Origin of the sequence: Ramlibacter sp. (assembly GCF_029866045.1) — a bacterium.
Classification (GTDB): domain Bacteria; phylum Pseudomonadota; class Gammaproteobacteria; order Burkholderiales; family Burkholderiaceae_C; genus Ramlibacter.
The window spans coordinates 12,424-34,570 of record NZ_JARXAB010000178.1; the positions used below are offsets into that span (position 1 = coordinate 12,424).

Sequence of the window (22,147 nt, forward strand, 5' to 3'; positions counted from 1 at the left end):
GGGCTCAGTCGCAGGCGATGCCGCCGTTGACGTCGAGGACTTCGCCGGTGATGAAGCCGCTTTCACGGGACGCGAGGAAGACGATCGCGTGGGCCACGTCCTCAGGAGTGCCCATGCGGCCCACTGGCAGCAGGGCGCGCAGGGTCTCGGGAAAGTTACGGGTCATCGCGGTGGCGACCGGGCCGGGCGCGACCGCGTTGACGGTGATGCCAAAGGAAGCGAGCTCCTTGGCCAGAAAGCCGGTCATCATGTGCACCCCGGCCTTGGAGACGCCGTAGGCCACGTTGCCAGCGCGCTCGAGCTCGGCCGGGTCCAGCCAGGCGCGGGCGTTGCCAGCGTTCTTGCCAACGACGGAGCCGATGTTGACGATGCGCCCAAAGCGCGCCTGCTGCATGGCCGGTATGACTGCCTGGCAGGCCAGGAAGCTGCCCTTGAGGTTGATGTCGATCACCCGGTCCCACTCGGCTTCGGGCAGCGTCGCGGCGGCGCCGAAAGACACCACACCGGCCACATTGACCAGGGTATCGATTGGGCCGCACTCGGCCTGCACCCGCGCCACCAGGGCGCGCAGAGAGGCCGCGTCCGTCACATTCAGATGCACGCCCTCCCCCTGCGTGAGGTCGACACCCGGCCCGGCCACAGGCGCGTGGGCGTCGGCCGCCACGACCCGGGCGCCGCGCGCACGCAAGGCGGCGCAGGTGGCTGCGCCGATCGCGCCCAGGCCACCGGTCACCAGCGCTAGGCGGCCCGCGAAATCAGGCATCGGGGTCTGGGCCTGCGTCATGCAGATGCCACCCGGGTGGCCGCGTCGGCCCCGGCGATGCGGCCGAACACCAGACCTTTGAGCACCGAGGTCGCGCCGGTGTAATGGCCGTAGTACATGCCGATCACCTCACCGGCGGCGTACAGGCCCGCAATGGGTTCACCGTCGGCGTCAACCACCCGCGCCTGCGTGTCCACCTTCAGCCCGCCGAAGGTGAAGACGTTGGACGAGATGATGGGATAGGCATGGAACGGCGCCTCGCCCAGCGGGCAGGCCCAGTTGGATTTCGGGGGATACAGGCCCGTCGTGGCCACGCCGTCGAGGACCAGCGGCTGCCAGTCCTGGCCGCTGCAAGCGGCGTTGTATCGCGCCACAGTCGCTTCCAGGCGGTCGGGAGGCACACCCATCTTGCCGGCCAGCTCGGCCAGGGTCGCGCCGGTGACCGGCGGCTGGTCGGTGCGGATGCCCAGGCGGTAGTTGGGTATGCGCTGGTGACGCGCGTCGAGCACCACCCAGGCTGTCCCCTTGCGCTGCTCAAAGATGCGCCGGGTCACCGGCTCATAGACGGCGTCGACCGTGCCAGGCGCCTCGTCGGTGAAGCGCTCGCCGTCCAGATTGACCAGGATGCCGTAGGGAAAGATGAAGACCGAGGGCTCGGAGATGCCCGAGCGCGGATCGACCGGCTCGGCGTGGTAGCTACCGAAGTCGCCGCAGGCGGCAGCGCCGATGTCCAGCGCCATACGGATGCCCTCGCCCCGGTTGTAGTAGCCGCCCTTGCAAACCGGCCGCAGGTAGACGGCGCGCGGTCCGATGTAGCGAGCCATCATCTCGGCATTGCCCTCGAAGCCGCCGGATGCCAGAACCACCCGCCCGTGCAGGTAGCGCACGCCCTGGCCCCGCGTGCGGGCCTCCAAGCCAATAACCCGGCCACCGGCGTCGCGCTGAAGGGCCTGGGCGGTGGTCTCGTAGAAGAAATGCACGCCCAGCGCCTCGGCACGGGCGGCGAGCACGTCGACCAGGGCCTGCCCGCCGCCGATCGGCAGCAGCCGGGGCTGGGACTTGGTGAGGAACTGCGTAGGCAGGAAGTCAAAGCGCGCGCCCATGGTCTGCAACCAGGCGATGGTGCCCGGCGCCGCACGCGCGAATTCCTCGATCACGTTCGGGTCGGCCAGACTCAGGGCGCGGGTGAGAGAGGTGCCGCGCGCATCGGTCGCCGCCTGTTCCACCAGATCGGGGTCAATCGCGCCGCTGCCGTTTTCTGCCAGATGGGTCTCGAAGTCGTCGCTGACTTCGTCCAGGCTCTTCATCCGCAGGTAGGCCTCGGTGTAGCGGCTTTGGCCGCCCCGCTCCTCGCGCGGCGCGCGTTCGAGGATGGCCACACGCGCACCGGCCTCGGCGGCGGCGACCGCGGCCGACAGGCCGGCGACGCCGCAGCCGGCAACGACCACATCAAATTGCTCCAGCGACATTGGCGCTCCTGGGGTTCTCATCACAAAAGCATGATGCGTCCTAGCCGGGGGCTGCGTCAGCAGGCCTGGGCCGAAAACCGCATTCGGTTCGCACACCGCCAGGCCTCTTTAAGAGGCTGCGGGCGCGGCGACACTCAGTCGATGGTGACCCGGGCCTGCCGCACCACCTGGGCCCAACGGGCCACCTCAGAGCGGTAGAAGGCGTCGAGTTGCTCGGGAGTGCTGCTCACCGGCTCGGCGCCCAGGGCCAGCAACTTGTCGGCAACGGCTGGGTCTTTCACCGCCTCGGCGACCTCGCGGTTGAGGCGGTTGATGATGTCGCGCGGAGTGCCGGTCGGGGCGAAGAGCGCAAACCAGGCGGTGGCGTCGAAGTTGGTGATGCCCCCCTCGGCCATGCTGGGTACGTCGGGCGCGACCTTGGAGCGCTGCTTGGTGCTGACGCCGAGCACACGCAATTTGCCGGCCTTGGACAGCGGCAGCGCGGTGAGGACGTTGTCGAAAGCCACCGGCACTTGGCCGCCCATCACGTCGTTCATCGCAGGCGCCGCGCCCTTGTAGGGAACGTGGGTGAGCTTGATGCCAGCGGTGTGGGTGAACAACTCCATGAACAGATGCGAGCCAGAGCCGTTGCCGGCGGTGGCGTAGTGGATGGTCTTGCCGGACTTGGCTGCGTCGACCAGGTCCTTGATCGACTGGTAAGGCGCCGAGGGGGTGACCACCAGCATGAAGGGCGTCGAAGAGATCATTGAAATCGCGGCGAAATCCTTCAGCGGCTCATAGGGCAGCTTGGGGTAAAGGCCCGGGTTGATCGACAAGGAAATGGTGCCCAGGAGCAGGGTGTGGCCGTCCGGGGCGGCCTTGGCCACGGCCTCGGCTCCCACGTTACCCGCTGCGCCAGCCCGGTTCTCCACGACCACCGGCTTGCCCAAGCGCTCGGCGAGCTTCTGGCCAATGAGGCGGGCGGCGATGTCTGAGGCGCCCCCGGCGGGGAAGCCGACGATGATTCGGATCTGTTGCGAGGGCCAGGACTGGGCCCAGGCGCTGCACGTCGCAGCCAGGGACAGGCTGGCGGTGAGGAAAAGGCGGGCTAAGGAGGACTTTTTCATACTGGCAGTCTAGGGACGGGAAGGGGTCGGGGCCATGCGCAAAGACTGAAGGCAGTTTTCGGTTTCACCGAATGTCACAACGCCCCTGCCCTGCCCGAGCGTGGCCAAGTCTACCCAGGCAGATTAACTTTCATAATGACCTGATGAAAATATCTCGATAGAGCGCGCGCATTGGCCTCCCTACACTTGTCCCCGAGACAACACGAAGCGTGGCGGTCGCATACTCATGCCTCTGCCAGACCACTGTTCATTGTGGGCAGCGTGTGCACCATCCGCCTGACACGCGCAGCAGAAAAAAGGAAAGCGCAATCATGAGACTCGCAGCGACCTGGCACCTTCTAGTGGCCGCACTGTTCTCGGCCGCCGCGCATGCAGCGCCCGGTCCGGCAGATGACTTTCCCAACAGGCCCATCCGCCTCATTGTGGGGTTCAGCCCGGGCGGTGGCGCCGACATCAGCGCGCGCATCATCGCCACCAAAGCCTCCGAGATTCTCGGCGCGCAGATCATCATCGACAACCGTCCTGGGGCCGGGGCGAACATCGCTGCTGAAGCCGTTGCAAAGTCCAAGCCCGATGGCTACACCCTGCTGCACACCACCACGGCGCATGCCATCGCCCCCAGCCTCTACAAGAAGCTCAACTACGACTACCTGAAGGACTTCGCGCCGATCGCGCCCTTGGGTGCAGCGGGCTTCGTCCTGGCGGTCCATCCCTCGCTGGGCGTCAATACCGTCGGGGAGTTCGTTGCCTACGCCAAGAAGGCCAAGCCCTCGCTGAGTTACGGCTCGTCGGGCGTGGGCGGGCCCAGCCATCTGGCGACCGAACTATTCACCAGCATGACGGGCACCGACCTCCAGCACGTTCCCTATCGCGGCATTAACCCCGCGTTGGTCGACCTTCTCGCGGGCCGCGCGCCGGTCGGATTCATGACATTGCCTACCGCGCTGCCTCTGATGCGCAACAAACAGGTCGTTGCACTCGGGCTCTCGAGCATGCAGCGCAGTAGCCTCGCCCCCCAATTGCCCACCATCGCCGAGAGCGGCGTCGCGGGCTACAGCGCAGAGACCTGGTACGGCGCCCTTGCGCCCACTGGCACGCCCGAGGCGATCCTGGACAAGCTGCACGCGGCGTTCGCGCAAACGATGCGGGACCCCAGTGTCCAGGCCAAGCTGTTGGAACAGGGCTTCGACATTCGCACCGGCGGTCGCGTCGAGTTCGCCGCCTACATCCGGGCCGAGACCGGAAAATGGACAAGAATCGTGAAGGCGGCCGGCGTGACCGCCGAAGAATGATGGCATCGTGACTGTCCCCGGAGCGGCGCTCGGCAACGAGCACGCGGTGCGCCTGATCGTTGGCTTTTCTCCCCGAAGCGCATCGGACACCATGGCGAGCGCGCTCGCCCCCGAACTTGCCAAGGTGCTTGGCCGCCCCGTCGTCCTCGATCGGCACATGGGCGAGGACGGCGTGGTGGCGGCCCGCACCTTGATGCCCTGCCCACCCGACGGCCTGCATCTGATGATCGTCACGCTCGGCACCCACGCGCTGAGTCCGGCCGTGGCGCTGCCCCCGCCTTACGACCCGGTGGCGGATTTCACGCCCGTGGCCTTGTTGATGCGCACCCCGCTTGTACTGGGCGTGGCAAGCTCATTGCCCGTTTCTTCGATGGCCGACCTACTGGCCCTGGGCCGCACTCGCCCCCTCACCTTCGGATGTTCAGCGGCAGTCGGTGCGCCGCGCCTGGCGGCGGAACTGTTCAAGCGGGATGCGCATCTCGACCTGCATGCCGTGGTCTACGCGCAGACGGAACAACTTTATGCAGACCTGACCGCTGGCCGCATTGATGCCAGCTTCAACAACCCGATGACCATGCTGCCCTTCATCGCCAAGGGGCAGCTGCGGGGCATTGCCAGCACGGGAAGCGCCCGCCTGGCCGCGGACGCTTCTTTGCCGACCATGGAGGAGTGCGGCCTTGCCGACTTCGTGGTGGAAAACTGGGTCGGCGTCGTGGCGCCCAAGGGTTTGACTGCAGACGCTGCAGAAAGCTTGAACCGGGCCGTGCGAACAGCACTCACCACCCCTTCGATGGCAGTGACGTTGGCCCAACTGGGCCTGGAGGCACCCGCCACGGACGTCACCTTCAGCAGTGCCGCCGGCTTCGCCGCTTATATCGGCGATCAGTTCAGCCGCTGGGCCCCCGTCGCCCCGCTACTGCGAAGCTAGGGCGAACCAGCAAAGCCAATCAGGCCGCCAGCTGACCTTGCTCGACCGAGTCCTCGTACAGGATGGTGGTGCGGTGCATGCGGCGATGGTTGTCGGCGGCAAAGTCGGGAATCGCCAGGTGGATCGCCGAGCAGTTGTCCCAGATCAACAGGTCGCCCTCGCACCAGCGATGGCGATAGACGAACTCCGGCCGGGTCATGTAGGCCAGCATCTCGGTGATGAATTTGTCCGATTCCTCAGGCGGCCAGCCCTCGATGGCGACTGACAGGCCTTCGCTCAAGTAAAGGCACTTGCGTCCGGTGATGGGATGCTGGCGCACCAACGAGTGGATTACATCGGGGAACTTGGCCTGATTCTTGAGCCGCTCCACCTGGGCCTTCTCACTCACCGTCGAGAACTTCTGCTTGCGCTCGACGTTCGTGGCATAGCTGTTGCGAACCTTCAGCCCCTCGACCTTCTGCTTCATCTCGGGCGAGAGGGCGTCGTAGGCTGCCTGCGTGCTGCCGAAAAGGGTGTCGCCCAAGGGCTCGCCCGCGTCGTCGCGCGGCACCTCAAGGCCATACAGCAAGGAGCAACGCGGCGGACTGGTCACGTAGCACATGTCGCTGTGCCAGGTGCGACCGGCATCGGCCATGCCGATGGGCTTGCCGTTCTCGACGATGTTAGAGACGACGAAGATCTCCGGGTGGCCGGGCAGGAGGTAGCTGGCAATGCCATAGAGCTCGGTGGGGCCGAAGCGGCGGCTGAAGTCAATATGCTGCTCGGGCGTGATCTTCTGGTTGCGCAGCACCACCACCCCGTACTTGTCGAAGGTATCGGCGACCTCTTTGAACTGCTCGTCGGACACGCCCGCCGCGATATCCACACCCAGAATCTGATGCCCCAGCGGCGCCGACGAAAAAGCGATGTGCTTGTTCATATCAAACTTTCTCGAAAATCATGATCACGGTGAGAGCCGCCTGGGTCAGTCGATGGTCGCACCAGAGACCTGAACCACACGTGCATACCGCGTGATTTCAGACTGAATGTATTGCGCAAACTCCTGCGGTGTATTGCTCACCGGCTCGACGCCCGCGGCTTTGAGCTTGTCGATGACGTCGGGCATCTGCATGACGACAGACAGCTCCTTGGAAAGGCGCTCCACCGCCTGGCGAGGCGCGTTGGCTGGCGCCAGGATGCCGTTCCAAGAGTTCGCCACCACGCCCGGAAAGCCCAGTTCCGCGGTCGAGGGCAGCGAGGGCATTAGCCGGGTGCGCTTGGGGCTGGCCACGCACAGGGCCTTGAGCTTGCCCGAGGTGACATGTTGCAACACCGGCGGGATGGTGCTGAACATCATTTCCACCCGGCCACCCAAGACGTCGACCAGCGCAGGCGACGCGCCCTGGTAGGGCACGTGGGTCATTTGCAGCTTGCCTTCAATCTTCAGCATCTCGCCGGCCAACTGGATCGAGCTGCCGTTGCCGGTCGACGCGAAGTTCACCTTACCAGGCCGCGAACGGACATAGGCCACCAGCTCCGGCAGCGTGTTGGCTGGCACCGAAGGATGAACCACCAGGATCAAAGGCAAATCGGCCACCAGGCTGATGGGCGTGAAATCTTTCAGCGCGTTGTACGGCAGGTTCTTCACCATCGTGACGTTGATGGCGTGACTGGTGGCCGTCCCGAGCAGCAGGGTGTAGCCATCGGGCTTCGCGTTTGCGACCAGTTGCGCCCCAATCGCCGTTCCACCACCAGCCCTGTTTTCGACCACCACGCTCTGGCTCAAACGAGCAGTCAACTTCTCGGCAATCAGCCGCGCCACGAGGTCGGCACCACCGCCCGGCGGCAGCGGAACGACCAGCCGCACCGGGCGATCAGGCCACGATGCATCATCTGCAGCAAGGGCTTCACGCGCAATGAAGCTGGAGCCACCTGTCGCCAACAAGGCGCCTGCGACGAAATTTCTTCGAGTTTGGTTCACTGCGGTCTCCTTATGCATCGGTCGATGCGATTTATCACCTGCACAAACTTCGCGGGCACTGGGGCCACACGAATCAGAATCCGTCAATCTAAAAATCCGTAAACGCGCGCCGGGTTGTCCACCAGCACCTGCTGGCGCGTGGCCAGATCGGGCATCCAGTCGGCCAGCAGGTCGCACAGGTCGCCGTCATTGGGCATGCTTTGAGCAAGGGTGGTGTGTGGCCAGTCGGTACCCCAGAGCAATTGGCCGGGCGCTGCCTTGACCAATGCATGCACAAAAGGCAAGACGTCGGCGTAGGGAAGCTCCTGCCGGGACATGCGCATGGGCGCCGAGAGCTTGATGAAGCAGCGGCTGCGGCGCGCGAGGCCCAGGATAGTCTGGAAGGTTTTGCCTTGCACCCCCTCCTCCACCGCCACCGCGCCGAAGTGGTCCACCACCACCGGAACGGGCAGCCGGTCCACCAGAGCCTCGGCATTGGCCAGGTCCTGCGGGTTGATGCGAAGCTGCAGGTGCCAGCCAAGGGGCGCGATGCGCTGCGCCACACGGGGTGCCACATCTTCAGGCGCGGCCGAACCCTTGGCGCGCAGATTCAGGCGCAGGCCACGCACCCCCGCCGCGTGCATGGACGCAAGCTCGGCATCGCTGATCTCGTCGTCAATGACCGCAATACCGCGCAGGGGGAATTTTGTGGCGCGCAGCGCATCGAGCATCAGGGTGTTGTCGGTGCCATAGACGCTGGGTTGCACCAGCACCGCGCGCTCGACGCCCAGCACGCCCAACATCTTCAGGTAGTCGTCCATCGACGCATCGGGCGGTGTGTAGCGCCGGTTTGCCTCGTACGGATACTTGTCCTGCGGCCCGAAGAGGTGGGCATGGCAATCGCAACTGCCGGCAGGCAGGGCGATACGCGGCTTGCGCGTGTCGGGGTCGGCGCCGGGAATGGTGGGCTTCGCGTAGCCGTCGGTTTTATGCGTGGTCATGAAGCGCTGGGTGGGTCTACTGTTGTCTGCTGACGCCTCAAGGAGCCTATTGGAGGGTCAGGTTGTTCTGCTTGATCAGGTTGGCCCACTTGTCGATCTCGGTCTTGATCTGCGCCGAAAACTCGGCAGGCGTATTGCCCACCGGATCGAGCCCTTGGTTGGCCAAAAGCTTTTGTACCTCGGGCTGCTCCAATACGGAAATGAGGGCGCGGTGCAGCCTGGTAACGATGGCGGGCGGGGTGCCGGCCGGCGCGAGCACGCCATACCAAGAGGACGACTCGTAGCCGGACAGCCCCGACTCGGCGATGGTGGGCACCGTCGGCATCGAGGGCGAGCGGCGCGAGCCGGTCACGCCCAGCGCTCGCAGCTGACCGTCTTTGACGAAGGGCACGGCCGAAGGCAGCGTGGGGAAGGTGAACGCCACTTCGCCGCTGATGGTCTCGGTCATCACCTGACCGTTGCCTTTGTAGGGCACATGGGTGATGTCGATACCCGCCATGGACTTGAACAGTTCGCCAGCCAGGTGCGGGGGAGTGCCCACACCAGCGGATGCGAAGAAAAGCTTGCCCGGCCGGGACTTGGCCAAGGCGATCAACTCCTGTACGTTGTTGACCGGCAGGGCCTTGTTGACCACCAGAACGGCCGGTGCCGCCACCAGCAGCGTGACCGGGGCAAACGCCTTCTGGGTGTCATAGGGCAGCTTCGGATAGATGCTGGGGTTGATGACGTGACTGCCGCTCACCAGCCCCAGCGTGTAACCGTCCGCAGGGGCGCGGGCCACGACGTCGGTGCCGACGGTACCGCCCGCGCCGGCGCGGTTTTCCACCACGACCGAAACACGCAGGATCTCGCCGAGCTTAATGGCCACGGTGCGCGCCACGATGTCGGTGCCGCCTCCCGGGGGGAAGGGCACGACCAGCCGGATCGGCTTGGAGGGGTATTCCTGGGCCCAGGCTGCGGCCGTACTGAACGCCAGGCCGAGGCCCAGACAGAGCGCACCGATGAATTTGCGTGACATGTCGTCTCCTTGCGCCGGCTTGCGGGATGCCGCCGGCATTTGCATTGCTTCATGCGCTTGGAGAGGTCGCTACAAGAGCGGCCTCTCCGCGCCATCATCAGGCGGCTTAGATGGCCTCCATCACCGCCTTGGCGAAACTAGACGTGGTCGCCTTGCCGCCGAGGTCGGGGGTGGTGGTACCGGCATCGATGGTGCTGCGAACGGCTTTCTCCATCAGATCAGCCGCCTGCTTGCAGCGAATGTCACCGTTGTTCTGGAAGAACCACCGCAGCAGCATGGCGGTCGAGAGGATCAGCGCCGAGGGGTTGGCGATGCCCTTGCCAGCAATATCGGGCGCCGTGCCATGCACGGCCTGAGACATCGCCTGGGTGGTGCTGGCGTTGAGCGAGGGCGCAATGCCCACGCCGCCGGCGAGGCCCGAGCACTGGTCGGACAGGATGTCGCCGAACAGGTTGGTGGTGGCGACGAGCGGGAACTTGCGGTGGTCACGCGGCATGGACGAACTGAAGGTGTCGACACGCAGCAGTTCCAGGTCGATGCCACTGTATTCGTCCTTGATGCGCTCGAAGGCACCAATGAACACGCCCTCGGTCTGCGGCAGCGCGGTGCGCTTGTGGGCGATCGAGATCTTCTTCTGGCCGGTGGCCTTGGCGTATTCGAAGGAGAAGCGGGCGAAGCGGTCGCAAGCCACCTGGGTGATGACACGCAGCGACAGCGCAACATCCTTGGTCGGCATGAACTCGCCGTAGCCCCAGGCCAGGTTGCGGTCGGGGTAGAAGCCTTCGGTGTTCTCGCGGATGACGGTGATGTCCAGGTCCGGGATCAGCGGGCTGAGCTGAGGCCAGGCCTTGACCGGACGCACGTTGGCAAACAGGCTGAAGTTGCGACGCAGATAGCCCGAGGGATGGCCGCGCATCGGGTCGTCCTTGGGGTACTCGCCGGCCGAGGTGGGGCCGAGGATCCAGCCCGGGTGCTCCTTGAGGACATCGAGAGTCTCTTGCGCCAAGGTGGTCTTGTACTTCTCGTAGGAACGCAGGCCCACCAGGCAGCGCTCCAGCCCGAGGGGAAGGCCGACGCGATCAGCCGCGGTTTGCAGCACATCGACGGTGACGTCGGTGATTTCCGGGCCTACGCCGTCACCTGCCATGACGGCCAAATTGAGCTTGCCACTGATAGACATGTCTTCTCCTCGTTGATGTCTCTAGAAAAATCCGGGATTGGAATCGTTAGCGGCGCTCGCGTGAGCAAAGCTCACTGCGGCCCGCTCAGTTCAGGCCCCAATAGAGCCCTTTGGAATGCATGTAGACACGCATGCCCTGAAGGCCCTTCTCGGTGCCAATGCCGCTGTCCTTCACGCCGCCAAAAGGCGTGGTGATCGAGAGCTGCTTGTAGGTGTTGATCCACACGGTGCCTGTCTCCAGGGCACGCGCAACGCGCCAGGCCCGCGAAAAGTCCGAGGTCCAGATGCCTGAGGCCAGACCGAAGTCGCTGTCGTTTGCCTGCGCAATCAGGTCGGACTCGTCGGCAAAGGGCAGCACCACCGCCACCGGCCCGAAAATTTCCTCTTGGCAGACGCGGGAGCCGTTAGAGACACCGGCCAGGATCGTGGCGGGGTAGTAGGCACCCCGGCGCAGGGCCGGGTCGGTGGGGATCACGCCGCCAGTGAGCACCTGCGCACCTTCGCTGCGCCCCAACTCCACATAGCGATGCACATGGTCGCGGTGCTTGAAACTCGCCAGCGGCCCCGTGCGCGTGTCGGCCTGGTCGGGCTCGCCCATGCGGTAGCCCTCTGCATACTGGCGCAGGCCCTCGAGGAAGCGGTCGTAGATGGCCTGCTGCACGAAGATGCGCGACCCTGCAATACAGGACTGCCCGGCACCGGAAAAAATGCCTTCGGCCGTACCGGCGATCGCTTTTTTCAGGTCTGCGTCGGCAAACACGATGTTGGGCGATTTGCCACCCAGTTCCAAGGCCACGGGCTTGAGCGCCGCGCCGCAGGTCTTGGCGATCAGCCGGCCGGTGGCGGTGCCGCCGGTAAAACTCACCATAGCGATGCCCGGGTGCTCGATCAGTTGCTGGCCGGTTTCCGCGCCGCCGGTGATGACATTAACCACGCCGGGCGGAAACCCCGCCTCCAGCGCAAGCCGTGCGTAGGCCAGGCCCATCATCGGGGTGACATCCGAGGGCTTCAAAACCACGGTGTTGCCCGCCGCCAGGATCGGGGCGAGCTTTTGCGCCTCCAGCGTGACCGGCGAGTTCCAGGGCGTGATTGCAGCGACCACACCCACCGGCTCGTAGAGCGTGACCGTCCAATAGGCGCCCCGGGACGGCGTCACGGGCGACTCAAAGGTCTCGCAGGCGGCCGCGTAATAGCGGAAGGTCGATGCGGCGCTGGCCACCTGCGCGCGGCACTCCGACAAGGTCTTGCCGTTGTCCTGCATCTGCAAAACCGCCAGCGCTTCTTGCTGGCGGGTCATGAGCTCGCTCATTCGATAGAGCAGGCTGGCGCGATCGTGCGGCTTCAGGTCTCGCCATGAAGGCGCGGCAAAAGCCTTGCGGGCCGCAACGACAGCGGCGTTCACATCGGCTGCACTGGCCCCAGCGACCGTCGCAAGGACACTGCCATCCGCCGGATTGATCGAATCAAAGGGCTTGCCGCTGCCGGTGGACCAGGTGTTGTCGATCAGGAAGGGCAGTGTCTGCATGGTGGGAGCCTGGCGCACTTATCGATTCAGCGGTTCGAGGGTTGGCGGCTTATTCCGGCCGGTAGACGACGGGGGCCAGGGTGTTGCGGTCGATGATCACATCGATCACGGCCGGTTTGCCGCTGGCGAAGGCGCGCCCGATGGCGGCCTCGAGGTCGCCCGGCTGGGTGACCTGCTCGCCATAGGCGCCAAACACCTTCGCCAAGGCGGCGAAGTCGGGGTTCTGGAAGTCGACCGCGAAGAAGCGACCGCCGTAGCGCTCGTTTTGGAAGGCGCGCTCGTTGCCCAGGCCGTTGTCGTTGAAGATCACATAGACGATCTGGATGTTTTCGCGGACCGCGGTTTCGAGCTCACCGAAGTTGTACATCGCACCGCCGTCGCCGGACGCACACAGCACCGGCTGGTCGGGGCAAGCCAGCTTGGCGCCCAGCGCCATGGGAAAGGCGCCACCCACAGAGGCCCAGTCGTCCATGCAGATGAAGGTACCCGGCTGGTAGCTCTTGAAATAGCTGCGGACGTGCTTTCCGCCGTTGCCCGCGTCCACCACGCAGATGCCATTTTTGGGCAGCGCCTTGCGGATGGTCTGAGCAACGAACTGCGATTGAATCGGCACCGCCTCGGGCTTGACCTTGGCCGCCAGCTCCACTTCCCAGTCGGCACGGGCCTGGGCCACGTCGACCCAGGTCTTTTTCAGGCCGGCCTGCTCGGCCCGCTCGTGGAGCCCCGCCACAAAGCTGCGTGTGGAGCCGGTCACGCCCACCGTCACCGGGAACACAAGGCCAATCTGCCCCGACGCGGAGCTGTGGTGAACCAGCTTGGCGCTCTCGCTCAGGATGCCGTAGCTGAACATCGAGGAGAACACGTCGATGTGCGCACCAATCGCGACGATGAGGTCGGCCTTGGGCACGATGCGGTTGGCGGCGCCTGAGCCGTTGCGACCCAGCGCGCCGAGCGCCAGTTCCTGCGTACTGCGAACGGCATCAGGGGTGTATTGCAGTGCGGCCACGGGAATGCCGGTGGCACGGGACAACTCGCCCACTGCGTCGACGAGTCCTTCTTCGATCACGCCCCGACCGACCAGGAACACCGGGCGCTCGGCCTTTGAAATGAGTGCGGTGATCTGATCGAGCTGGGCGCCGTCGCACACCGGCAACACCGTGGTGCGGTAGCTCTCTGGCGTCTGGTCCTCCACCACCACGGACTCATGCAACACGTCACTGGACACATCGATGTGGGCCGGTCCTTTGGGTTCAGTCAGCGCGATCCGGAAGGCCTTGCGCAGCATCTCCTGCACCTTGTCAGGCGTCTCCACCGTCTTGGCAAACTTGGTGATGGGGCGCATGAAGTTGGCCTGATCGATGTCCTGCATCGAGTCACGGTCACGCATGTAGTTTTCCTGGACACCGCAGATGCTAATGACCGGCGCGTAGCCCTTGAGCGCCGCGGCGATTCCAGTGGAAAGGTTGGTCAGGCCCGGGCCTTCGGTGGCCGTCACAACGGCCGGCGCGAGCTTGATGCGGGCATAGCCGTGGGCCATGAATGCCGCGCCCTGCTCGCTGCGGGTCAGGATGAAGCGGACCTCCGGCGTCTCCCGCAGCACATCCAAGATGGCCAGGTTCTGCGTGCCCGGAATACCAAAAACATGGTCGATTTTTTCCCGGAGCAACACATCCACTACTGCCCGCGCGGCTGAGACCTTCGGCTTGTCGGAATTGCTTTTCACGATTACTTCTTTAATTGTGATGTTGATCGCTTGAATGTCGTTTCGCCCTGCATACGAGGGGCCGAGCGAAACGCGCAAGGTGGCCAGTCATCCTGCTGAAGGTCGACCTATTGGAAGAGCATGCTACGGGAAGCCTGTCGTTTTAGCCATCTAGAAAAACTCACTCGGGCATTACAAATTTCAATGCTTGTAGCGCCGGCGGGCATGGCCATAAGGGTTTGTCCTGAGGCGCCCATGAGCCGAATCCGTCGCCTTTGAGGTGTCGGTTAGCATCAGCGCAGATTACAGCTTCGCTGGCCATGAACCCCGAATTTCCCCCGCTCAACCCCCTGCGTGTCTTCGAGAGCGTGGCGCGGCACCTGAGCTTCACGGCTGCCGCCAAAGAATTGCACATCACCCAGGGCGCGGTGAGCCACCAGATCAAGACGCTGGAAACTTGGCTGGGGTTCGAGTTGTTCGACAGGACGAACCGCCGTCTCAAGCTGACCCGAAGCGGCGAGGTCTACGGCGCAGAACTCACCAATGCCTTTGCGCACATCGTGCAGGCCACCCAGAACCTGCTGGTTTCTGGTGCGCACCAGATCCTCACCGTCCGCGGCTACACCACGCTGTTCGTGCGATGGCTGATCCCTTACCTGCCGAAGTTCCAGGCTGACCATCCAGACATACGGGTACGCCTTTTTTCGACCAGCACTGACGGTACTGATTTCCGCCGCGAACAGGCCGACGTGGGCATCATTTACGGCGAGGGGCCCTGGCCCGGGCTGCACAGCGACCTGCTGTGGACGGACGCGCTGACACCCGTGATGTCGCCCGAGCTGGCGGCGAAGCTGCCGTCCCCTTGCAGCGTCGAAGACCTGCTGGCCTTGCCGCTGCTGTATTCCAACCGCCGGCCGCAGCACTGGTCTGAGTGGATTGCCAAGGCAGGCGCCACGCGCGGACGCAACGCCGGCGACATCTACTGCGAGGACCTCAGCATCGTCTACCAGTACGCAGTCGACGGCCTTGGCATTGCGCTTGGCCAGTTGCCCTACGTGGCCAAAGAGCTTGAGAGCGGCGCCCTGGTGGCGCCGCATCCCCTTGTGCTCACGACTTCGCGCGGCTACCACATGGTCTGTCCGACGGAATACGCTGATGAGCCCAAGGTCGCGCGCTTCCGGGAGTGGCTGCTGGCAAGGGTGCAGCCCTGAGCTACTGCGCGACGATGCGCTCCTTCTCGATCACCTTTGCCCACTTGTCGATTTCGCGGGCCAGCAGCTCCTTGAACTCCGCCGCGCTGCCGGTCTCGGGCAGGACGATCCCCAGGTTCGTGAGGCTGTCGCGCAATCCTTTGTTTTGCATGGACGTCGCCAGGGCCCGGGTCAACTTTTCCTGAATCGGCCGGGGCGTTGCGGAGGGCACCAGGATGCCGTACCAGGAAGACGAGTCGTAGCCCGGAACGCCGGTTTCGGCAACGGTGGGCACATTGGGCAAGGCCGGACTGCGCACACGCGTGCTGATCGCCAGCGGCACTAGCGTACCCTGACGCACATGGGCGACGACCTCGGGGATGGAGCTCACTGCCAGCGGCACTTCGCCCGACAGCACGGCCGCCGTGGCCGGGCCGCCCCCCTTGTAGGGAATGTGGTGCAAATTGATGCCCGTCCTGGCGATGAGCAACTCCATCGTCATGTGGTTGATGCTGCCCACACCGCCGGAACCGTAGTCCAGCTTGCCCTTATTCGCGCTGCCGTACTCGATGAGGTCCTTCATCGATTTCACCGGCGCCTTCGGATTGGCAATCAGAACCAGCGGGCCGTACCCGATCAGCGCCAGCGGCGAGAGGTCTTTGTTGATGTCGTAGCGCAGGTCTTTGAACAGCGAAGGCATCGACACCACCGCGTTGGTCAGGTACATCGTGTAGCCGTCGGCCGGCGCCTTGGCCACGTAGGCAGCGCCAAGATTGCCCGATGCACCCGGCTTGTTGTCAACGATGACATTGGCCTTGAGCTCTTGCGACAGCTGGCGGGCGAGCAGCCGGGCAACGACGTCGGTCGCACCGCCAGGCGCAAAGCCCGAAATCAGGGTGATGGTGCGGGACGGAAAGGCGCTGGCCGAATCGGGGGCGCTGGCTGGCTCGGCGGCGCGGACCGCGCTCCCGAACGAAAGCGTAGCCATCGCCAGGATGAAGGTGCCCCGGCGCAGCGATGGCAGGAATGACGGCGAATGCATGGTGTCTGTCTCCTCTTGTTGTTTCTGTTGTCTGCTGGATCCGTCGGCCTGGTGCGGTGCCGATCAGAATCCGTAGAGCCTGGCAGGGTTGTCCACCAGGATACGCTGGCGGGTTGCCGGGTCGGGTATCCAGTCGGTCAGCAGGTCGCACAAATCGCCGTCGTTTGGCATCGTCCCGCCCACGCCGGTGTGTGGCCAGTCGGTGGCCCACAGCATGCGATCAGGCGCCGCCAGGACGAGCTTGTGCACGAAGGGCGTGACGTCGCGGTAGGGAAGTGCTTCCTCCGACATACGCATCGGCGCCGAGAGCTTCACCCAGCAGCGGCCTGAGGCGACCAGGTCGAGCAGCATGCGGAAGTCGGGACCGTCCAGTCCGTCACGCACCGGAACGCCGCCGATGTGGTCGATCACGACATCCACCGGCAAGGCCTCGATCAAACTGCGCGCGCTGGCAAAGTCTTTGGGATCCACACGCACCTGGAGGTGCCAGCCCAGGGGGGCGATGCGACGGGCCAGTTGGGGCGCCATGTCGGCAGAGGCGCCATTGCTCACACGTAGGTTCACGCGCAGGCCGCGCACCCCAGCCTCGTGCATGGCGCGAAGCTCGGCGTCGGTGACGCTGTTGTTCACCACAGCGATGCCGCGCAAGGGAAAGGCCGTCTGTTCGCGCAGGGCATCGACCAGGCGCGAGTTGTCCGTCATGTATCCGCTGGGTTGCACCAGCACGGCCCGCTCCACGCCCAGCGTGCGGAGCATCTTCAGGTAGTCGGACAGCAGTGCATCCGGTGGGGTGTAGCGACGGTTGGGATCGTAGGGGTACCGGCTTTCCGGACCGAAGACATGAGCATGCGTGTCACAGCTGCCAGGCGGGAGAGCCAGTCTCGGCTTGCGCGTGTCGGCAACGGGCCCGGCAACTGTTGGAATGGGAGCGCCGGGGACGTGATTCAGGCCCATGAGATTTGACTTTCCTTTGAAGCAGGGGGGATGCCGAGGTGCTGGGCATTCAACTTGAGAAAGTCTAGGGTGCAGCTAAATCGTGCGTCAAACGAGATATTCTGGGCTGTTCATGATCAAAAGTAATAGCGCATCCCATCGGTCTGGCGGAAAGCATCGTTCATGACGAGCCCTTGTCGCTGGTGGCAGTGACCGAACGGTACACATTGCCGTAGTAGCGCCGGATCTCCTCCAGGTGCTTGGCGTCGGGCGGCGCGTAGGCCAGCCGCTTGCTCACGAAGTGGCCGTCCATCAGGCGGTTCATACGCACCGCCATCTCGCCCATCTTCACCAGGGCGGTGATGCCATTGAGGATGGGGGTGCCGCGGCCGGCGTCGTGAACCCCGGCGTCAGCCAGCAGGGCCATGGCCACGCCGCCTGCGGGAATCACCACCTCGGCGCCGTTCTCGACCAGCGGGCTCGCGCACTGCAGAAAAGCCTCGATGATGCTTTGGCGCGCCTGCGGGTCGGTGAAGCCCTCCTTCAGGTCGAGAAGGCGGTCCATCTTCAGACGCCCCACGCCCGAGAGACGGCTGCGCAGGCCGGCGCGGTCGACGTTCTCGACGATGCGGGCGGTGAATTTTTCGTTGAGGGTCACCAGCGAGAAGTTGGCACCCATCATGCTGGCCATGTGCATGGCGCTCTCGCACAGACCCAGCACCGGAATGGAGGCGATCTCGCGGCACTCACGCAGGCCAGGGTCAGCAATGTTGCCAATGAGGAAGGCGTCAAAGCCCTCGTCCTGCGCACGCTGCACGTTATCGAGCACCTCGCCCGTCTCGAGGTACTCGAGGTAGCGGTATTGGTCGGTCATGCCACCAATCTTGGTGATGCCGTGAATCTCGACGGTGGTGTCGGTATCTTTGACCTTGTCAACGATCCGCCGCAGAACCGGGTGGTATTGCCCCCAGGCCTGCGTGCGGGACATGCTTTGATACCAGAGCTTCATCCTGCCTGCCTTGCGCCATTGGCCAGCGCGAGGGAAGTCCTGCGCCGTGCCTTGATTGACCGCCGAGTCTAGGCCGCGTGGCTGGCGGGCCAAGCGGGGTTTGCCTAATGGTGTGTTCGTGCAACGCGAATGTGTGCTTCGCCTCGGGCCTAGACGCAACCAAAATGAATACTCAAGTAGCAAAACTCTTCCTGGAGGGATGCCGCTGGCCGGTTGCGAATCCGCGCCATGACCAGGCCCTGCTAGGATGAAAAACGACCTTTGGCTTCCACGCTCCACCTCTCACCCTTCGCATACCCCCATGACGCTCTCCCCGCCCGCTGCCCCAAGCGCAAGCGCTCCCCAGACTGCGGGCCCTGACACCACCGCATTCATCTCGCAGGTGGCGCACTTCGCCCGCGAGGTCCTGGCTCCTCGCGTCGCGCAGTGGGAGCGGGAGCGGCGCCCGGGGCGCGAGCTGACCCAGGCAGCCGCCGACCTCGGCCTGTTTCGCATGGAGGTGCCCACCGAGCTCGGTGGCCTGGGCCTGCCCTTTTCTGCCAAGTGCGAGGTGAGCGAGTTGCTCGGCGGGATCGACTACGCCGCTGCTTTTTCCCTGATCAACAGCCTGAACGTCGCCACCCGCATCGCCCGGATGGCCTCGCCGCCGGTGCGCGCCCGCTATCTGAGCGGACTGATGTCCGGTGACCTGATCGGGTGCACCGCGCTGACCGAGCCGGGCATGGGCTCGGACTTCGCCGCCATCGAAACGCGCGCCACCCGGGTGGCCGGCGGCTGGCGCCTCGACGGCCGCAAGGCCTGGATCACCAACGCCGTTGACGCCGACGTCGTCTTGCTGTTCGCGCAAACGGATCCTGAGCGGGGGGCCGCCGGTGTTGCCGGCTTCGTCGTCGACGCGCACCGCCCGGGCTTTGCGCGCGAGGCGGCCTACGCCATGGCCGGCCAGCACGCCATCGGCGCCGGCGGCTTTGCGCTGGACGGCTACCTGGCCAGTGATGATGAAATGCATTTGCCACCCGGACAGGCGTTCAAGGCGGCGCTCACCTCCATCAACGGCGCACGCACCTATGTGGCGGCCATGTGCTGCGGCATGGTCGGCGAGGCGCTGCGCATCGCCCGGGAACACGGCCTGTCACGCCAGACCTTCGGCCAACCCCTGTTCGACCACCAGGGCTGGCGCTGGCGTCTGGCCGAAGCCTCGGCCGAGCTCACTGCCTGCCGGCTGATGGTGGCCCAGGCCGCCCGCGTCATTGAAGCCGGCGGGGACGCACAGGTGCTGGCGGCGCAAACCAAGCTGCAGTCCACCCGGATGGCCGAGCGCCATCTGCCGGCCCTGGCCCAGGCCATGGGCGCCGAGGGCCTGCTGGAGCACCACCCCTTCGGCCGGCATCTGGTGGCCGCGCGAATGGCCAGCTTCACCGACGGCTCCAACGAGATGCTGCTCGAGCGCATTGCCGCGGGGCTCAAGCACGGGCGCTGAGGGCGCGGCGCAGCCTCCCCGGGGCTAGCGACCGCCGTTGCGATGAACACACCGCGCGCTCACAATGAAACTCATGCCCATGCAGTCACACGCCAATCAAGACGACCAGCACCTGGAAACGGTGGACCTGTGTGACGCAACCCTCGGTGATCTGGCTGCGGCCTTTGACGCGGGCACCTTGAGCGCCGAGTCGCTGGTGGTGCGCAGCCTGGCGCGCATGGAGGCTTTTGACCGCCAGGGCCCCTGCCTGCGTGCGGTAATCAGCCTCAACCCGCGGGCGCTGGACACCGCCCGCGCGCTCGACGAAGAGCGCGCACGCCAGGGTCCGCGTGGCCCCCTGCACGGGATCCCGGTGGTGCTCAAGGACAACATCGACACAGGCGACATGCCCACCACCGCCGGCTCGGTGCTGCTTGAAGGCGCCATCCCGCCGGACGACGCCTTCATCGTGCAGCAGCTGCGCGCGGCCGGCGCCATCATCCTGGCCAAGGTGAACATGTCCGAGTTCGCCTCGGGCGGCACCTTCAGCTCCATCCTGGGCTACTCGCGCAACCCGCACGACCTGGCGCGCAGCACCTCGGGCTCATCGGGCGGCACGGCGGTGGCAGTGGCCGCGGGCTACGCCCCGATCGGCATCGGCACCGACACCGGCGGCTCGATCCGCGGGCCGGCGGCCGCACAGGGGCTGGTGGCCCTCAAGCCCACTCGCGGGCTGCTCAGTCGCGACGGCATCATCCCGCTCTCACCCACGCTGGACACCGCCGGCCCGATGGCACGCCATGTTGAAGACCTGGCCGCCGTGCTGGGCGTGATGACCAGCGTCGACCCGGCAGACGAAGGCACCCGCGCCAGCGAGGGGCGCTCTTGCAGCGACTACACCCGCCAGCTCGACGCCCAGGCTCTGCGCGGCGCGCGCCTGGGGGTGGCGCGCGACTTCGCAGGCGCCGACGCCGATGTCGACTGGGTCTTCGAGGCCAGTCTCGATGCACTGCAAAGGGCAGGTGCGCAGCTTGTCGACGTGCGCTACCCGGCCTGGCTGCTGGCCCTCAAGGACAGCCTGTTCGACGCTATCCGGTTGCCCGAGTTCGCACCGAACCTGGCGCAGTACCTGGCAAGCCTGGGGCCGGGTTATCCAAAGTCCTTGAATGAGCTGATCGAGCGAGCGCGCACCCTTACCGCCGGCGCCGGCCCGAGCGGCGTGCCCAACCCGGGCCGCTGGGCCCAGTTCGAGCGCGAGGCCGCCAGCGGCCCGCTGACCGACTACCGCTACGAGAGCGCCCGGGTGCATGGCCTGGGGCTGGTGCAGTCGGTCGTGACCGGGCTGATGGCCACGCACCAGCTCGACGCGGTGGTCTACCCCACTGCCATCCGGCGCGCGGCCCTGGTCGCTGGCCACAGCGCCGACCCGACCGGGCCGGCGCCAGGCTCGGCGGCCAATATCGCCAACCTGAGCGGCCTGCCCGACCTGGTGGTGCCAGCCGGTCTGACCGGTGACCGCCTGCCGGTCTGCCTGTCTTTCCTGGGGCCCGCCTTCAGCGAGGCGCGGCTGCTGTCCCTGGGCTACGCCTTCGAGCAGGCCACCCGCGCGCGCAGGCAGCCAGTACACGCCCCCGCCTTGCCTGGGGACGCCATCAGCCGGCCAAGGGCCCGATCGAGCTCGGAAGCAACTCGGAAATAGCCGACCGCATCCACTGGTGCCCAGGGTCGCGGTGCATGCGCTCGTGCCAGAGCAGCTTCACACTCAGCTTCTTGGCCCGGAACGGCAGGGGCACGGTACGGATGTTCTGCAGGTCGTGCAAGGCGAAGCGGGCGAAATTGGGCGCTGTCATCAGGTAATCCGAATTCCGCAAGATCAGCGGCCCGGCAAAGAAGTGCGGCAGGTACAAGGCCACCTTACGCTTGTTGCGGACCCGGGCCAGCGCCTGCTCCACCAACCCTGGGCCCCGCCCCGGGGGCTCCACCACGATATGCGACGCCGCCATGTACTGGGCCAGGGTGATCTTGTCTCGGATATGCGGGTGGTCGGCGCGCAGCATGACCACATAGGGGTCCTGAAACAGGGAGACCTGCCGAAACCCTCCCATCAGCGAGGGCAGGTGCCCAATGGCGAAGTCGGCCTCCCCGGCGGCAAGCACATCCCGGTAGGCGTCGATGCCCACATGCAGCACGCGCAGGCTCACCTGCGGTGCCACCCGGGCGAGGTGGGCGGCGATGATGGGCAAATAGATCAACTGCCCGATGTCGGACAGCAAGATGGCAAACGAGCGCTGGGTGGTCGCCGGATCGAAGGGAGAGGTGCGCGCCAGAGAGCCCACCAGGGCGGACAGGGCTTTCTCCAGGGGCTCGACTATCGACTGGGCGGCGGGTGTGGGCACCATGCCCGCACCGGTGCGGACGAACAGCGGGTCATTGCATAGCTCGCGCAGCCGCTTGAGGGAGTGGCTGACAGACGACTGGGTGAGCCCGAGCTCGCGCCCGGCCGCCGTCACATTGCGGTGCTTGGCCACGGCCAGCATCACACGCACCAGATTCAGATCGAATGCCGTATTTATCATGAACAGCAGCCATAT

The 22,147-nt window shown here is 65.4% G+C and carries 19 protein-coding genes; 5 read left to right on the forward strand and 14 right to left on the reverse strand.

The window, feature by feature from the left end; translation table 11 throughout:
• Positions 1 to 4: 4 nt before the first annotated feature.
• From QE494_RS17800 to QE494_RS17810, 3 genes are all read right to left on the reverse strand, one after another.
• Positions 5 to 784 (reverse strand): SDR family NAD(P)-dependent oxidoreductase, encoded by a 780-nt coding sequence (locus QE494_RS17800; RefSeq protein ID WP_300045688.1) that lies wholly within the window; start codon positions 782 to 784, stop codon positions 5 to 7.
• Positions 781 to 2,232, reverse strand: coding sequence for an FAD-dependent oxidoreductase (locus QE494_RS17805; protein WP_300045691.1), 1,452 nt, complete (start codon positions 2,230 to 2,232; stop codon positions 781 to 783). The genes QE494_RS17800 and QE494_RS17805 overlap by 4 nt, the downstream gene beginning before the upstream one ends.
• Positions 2,233 to 2,366: 134 nt before the next feature.
• Complete coding sequence (locus QE494_RS17810; protein ID WP_300045693.1) at positions 2,367 to 3,338, reverse strand: tripartite tricarboxylate transporter substrate binding protein; 972 nt, start codon at positions 3,336 to 3,338, stop codon at positions 2,367 to 2,369.
• Positions 3,339 to 3,649: 311 nt separating this feature from the next.
• On the opposite strand from QE494_RS17810, the gene QE494_RS17815 reads away from it, so the two are divergent.
• Positions 3,650 to 4,630, forward strand: a complete 981-nt coding sequence (locus QE494_RS17815; RefSeq protein ID WP_300045696.1) for a tripartite tricarboxylate transporter substrate binding protein — start codon at positions 3,650 to 3,652, stop codon at positions 4,628 to 4,630.
• Between the two features lie 7 nt (positions 4,631 to 4,637).
• Positions 4,638 to 5,558, forward strand: coding sequence for a tripartite tricarboxylate transporter substrate binding protein (locus QE494_RS17820; protein WP_300045698.1), 921 nt, complete (start codon positions 4,638 to 4,640; stop codon positions 5,556 to 5,558).
• A gap of 19 nt (positions 5,559 to 5,577) precedes the next feature.
• On the opposite strand, the gene QE494_RS17825 is transcribed toward QE494_RS17820, so the two are convergent.
• The 7 genes from QE494_RS17825 to QE494_RS17855 all read right to left on the reverse strand — a co-directional run bounded on the left by QE494_RS17825 (position 5,578) and on the right by QE494_RS17855 (position 13,944).
• On the reverse strand, positions 5,578 to 6,477 hold the full coding sequence (locus tag QE494_RS17825; protein ID WP_300045701.1) for a TauD/TfdA family dioxygenase: 900 nt from the start codon (positions 6,475 to 6,477) through the stop codon (positions 5,578 to 5,580).
• Between the two features lie 45 nt (positions 6,478 to 6,522).
• A complete protein-coding gene (locus QE494_RS17830; RefSeq protein WP_300045704.1) occupies positions 6,523 to 7,518 on the reverse strand; it encodes a tripartite tricarboxylate transporter substrate binding protein in 996 nt (331 codons plus the stop codon).
• An 83-nt stretch (positions 7,519 to 7,601) separates the two neighbouring features.
• Positions 7,602 to 8,498, reverse strand: a complete 897-nt coding sequence (locus QE494_RS17835; protein WP_300045707.1) for an amidohydrolase — start codon at positions 8,496 to 8,498, stop codon at positions 7,602 to 7,604.
• Between the two features lie 46 nt (positions 8,499 to 8,544).
• Entirely contained in the window at positions 8,545 to 9,516 is a 972-nt protein-coding gene (locus QE494_RS17840; RefSeq protein ID WP_300045709.1) for a tripartite tricarboxylate transporter substrate binding protein, read from the reverse strand.
• 106 nt (positions 9,517 to 9,622) lie between these two features.
• Entirely contained in the window at positions 9,623 to 10,696 is a 1,074-nt protein-coding gene (locus QE494_RS17845; protein WP_300045711.1) for an isocitrate/isopropylmalate dehydrogenase family protein, read from the reverse strand.
• A gap of 85 nt (positions 10,697 to 10,781) precedes the next feature.
• Positions 10,782 to 12,221, reverse strand: a complete 1,440-nt coding sequence (locus QE494_RS17850; protein WP_300045713.1) for an aldehyde dehydrogenase — start codon at positions 12,219 to 12,221, stop codon at positions 10,782 to 10,784.
• 49 nt (positions 12,222 to 12,270) lie between these two features.
• Positions 12,271 to 13,944, reverse strand: coding sequence for a thiamine pyrophosphate-binding protein (locus QE494_RS17855; RefSeq protein ID WP_300045716.1), 1,674 nt, complete (start codon positions 13,942 to 13,944; stop codon positions 12,271 to 12,273).
• Between the two features lie 299 nt (positions 13,945 to 14,243).
• On the opposite strand from QE494_RS17855, the gene gcvA reads away from it, so the two are divergent.
• Positions 14,244 to 15,134 carry a transcriptional regulator GcvA gene (gene gcvA, locus QE494_RS17860; RefSeq protein WP_300045718.1) on the forward strand — a complete coding sequence of 297 codons (891 nt, stop codon included), beginning with the start codon at positions 14,244 to 14,246 and terminating at the stop codon, positions 15,132 to 15,134.
• A gap of 1 nt (position 15,135) precedes the next feature.
• Here the strand turns inward: gcvA and QE494_RS17865 are convergent, their stop codons facing one another.
• The 3 genes from QE494_RS17865 to QE494_RS17875 form a co-directional block, all read right to left on the reverse strand.
• Positions 15,136 to 16,155, reverse strand: coding sequence for a tripartite tricarboxylate transporter substrate binding protein (locus tag QE494_RS17865; RefSeq protein ID WP_300045720.1), 1,020 nt, complete (start codon positions 16,153 to 16,155; stop codon positions 15,136 to 15,138).
• A gap of 63 nt (positions 16,156 to 16,218) precedes the next feature.
• Positions 16,219 to 17,109 (reverse strand): amidohydrolase, encoded by an 891-nt coding sequence (locus QE494_RS17870; RefSeq protein ID WP_300045723.1) that lies wholly within the window; start codon positions 17,107 to 17,109, stop codon positions 16,219 to 16,221.
• 160 nt (positions 17,110 to 17,269) lie between these two features.
• Positions 17,270 to 18,097: an aspartate/glutamate racemase family protein gene (locus tag QE494_RS17875; protein WP_300045726.1), complete on the reverse strand. Its 828-nt coding sequence runs from the start codon at positions 18,095 to 18,097 to the stop codon at positions 17,270 to 17,272.
• Positions 18,098 to 18,398: 301 nt separating this feature from the next.
• Between QE494_RS17875 and QE494_RS17880 the strand changes: the two genes are divergently transcribed.
• Together QE494_RS17880 and QE494_RS17885 are read left to right on the forward strand one after the other, a co-directional pair.
• Positions 18,399 to 19,577: an acyl-CoA dehydrogenase family protein gene (locus QE494_RS17880; RefSeq protein ID WP_300045728.1), complete on the forward strand. Its 1,179-nt coding sequence runs from the start codon at positions 18,399 to 18,401 to the stop codon at positions 19,575 to 19,577.
• Between the two features lie 73 nt (positions 19,578 to 19,650).
• Entirely contained in the window at positions 19,651 to 21,255 is a 1,605-nt protein-coding gene (locus QE494_RS17885) for an amidase family protein (RefSeq protein WP_300045730.1), read from the forward strand.
• On the opposite strand, the gene QE494_RS17890 is transcribed toward QE494_RS17885, so the two are convergent.
• The coding region (locus QE494_RS17890) for a LysR family transcriptional regulator (RefSeq protein WP_300045732.1) at positions 21,209 to 22,147 on the reverse strand (939 nt) is incomplete at its 5' end. The genes QE494_RS17885 and QE494_RS17890 overlap by 47 nt on opposite strands.

What these genes read in the sequence shown, in the direction of transcription:
- QE494_RS17800 (WP_300045688.1), bottom strand. Translation starts at nt 784, where the DNA reads ATGACGCAGGCCCAGACCCCGATGCCTGATTTCGCGGGCCGCCTAGCG.
- QE494_RS17885 (WP_300045730.1), top strand. Translation starts at nt 19,651, where the DNA reads ATGCCCATGCAGTCACACGCCAATCAAGACGACCAGCACCTGGAAACG.
- QE494_RS17825 (WP_300045701.1), bottom strand. Translation starts at nt 6,477, where the DNA reads ATGAACAAGCACATCGCTTTTTCGTCGGCGCCGCTGGGGCATCAGATT.
- QE494_RS17815 (WP_300045696.1), top strand. Translation starts at nt 3,650, where the DNA reads ATGAGACTCGCAGCGACCTGGCACCTTCTAGTGGCCGCACTGTTCTCG.
- QE494_RS17880 (WP_300045728.1), top strand. Translation starts at nt 18,399, where the DNA reads ATGACGCTCTCCCCGCCCGCTGCCCCAAGCGCAAGCGCTCCCCAGACT.
- QE494_RS17870 (WP_300045723.1), bottom strand. Translation starts at nt 17,109, where the DNA reads ATGGGCCTGAATCACGTCCCCGGCGCTCCCATTCCAACAGTTGCCGGG.
- QE494_RS17840 (WP_300045709.1), bottom strand. Translation starts at nt 9,516, where the DNA reads ATGTCACGCAAATTCATCGGTGCGCTCTGTCTGGGCCTCGGCCTGGCG.
- QE494_RS17805 (WP_300045691.1), bottom strand. Translation starts at nt 2,232, where the DNA reads ATGTCGCTGGAGCAATTTGATGTGGTCGTTGCCGGCTGCGGCGTCGCC.
- QE494_RS17810 (WP_300045693.1), bottom strand. Translation starts at nt 3,338, where the DNA reads ATGAAAAAGTCCTCCTTAGCCCGCCTTTTCCTCACCGCCAGCCTGTCC.
- QE494_RS17865 (WP_300045720.1), bottom strand. Translation starts at nt 16,155, where the DNA reads ATGCATTCGCCGTCATTCCTGCCATCGCTGCGCCGGGGCACCTTCATC.
- gcvA (WP_300045718.1), top strand. Translation starts at nt 14,244, where the DNA reads ATGAACCCCGAATTTCCCCCGCTCAACCCCCTGCGTGTCTTCGAGAGC.
- QE494_RS17845 (WP_300045711.1), bottom strand. Translation starts at nt 10,696, where the DNA reads ATGTCTATCAGTGGCAAGCTCAATTTGGCCGTCATGGCAGGTGACGGC.
- QE494_RS17835 (WP_300045707.1), bottom strand. Translation starts at nt 8,498, where the DNA reads ATGACCACGCATAAAACCGACGGCTACGCGAAGCCCACCATTCCCGGC.
- QE494_RS17850 (WP_300045713.1), bottom strand. Translation starts at nt 12,221, where the DNA reads ATGCAGACACTGCCCTTCCTGATCGACAACACCTGGTCCACCGGCAGC.
- QE494_RS17875 (WP_300045726.1), bottom strand. Translation starts at nt 18,097, where the DNA reads ATGAAGCTCTGGTATCAAAGCATGTCCCGCACGCAGGCCTGGGGGCAA.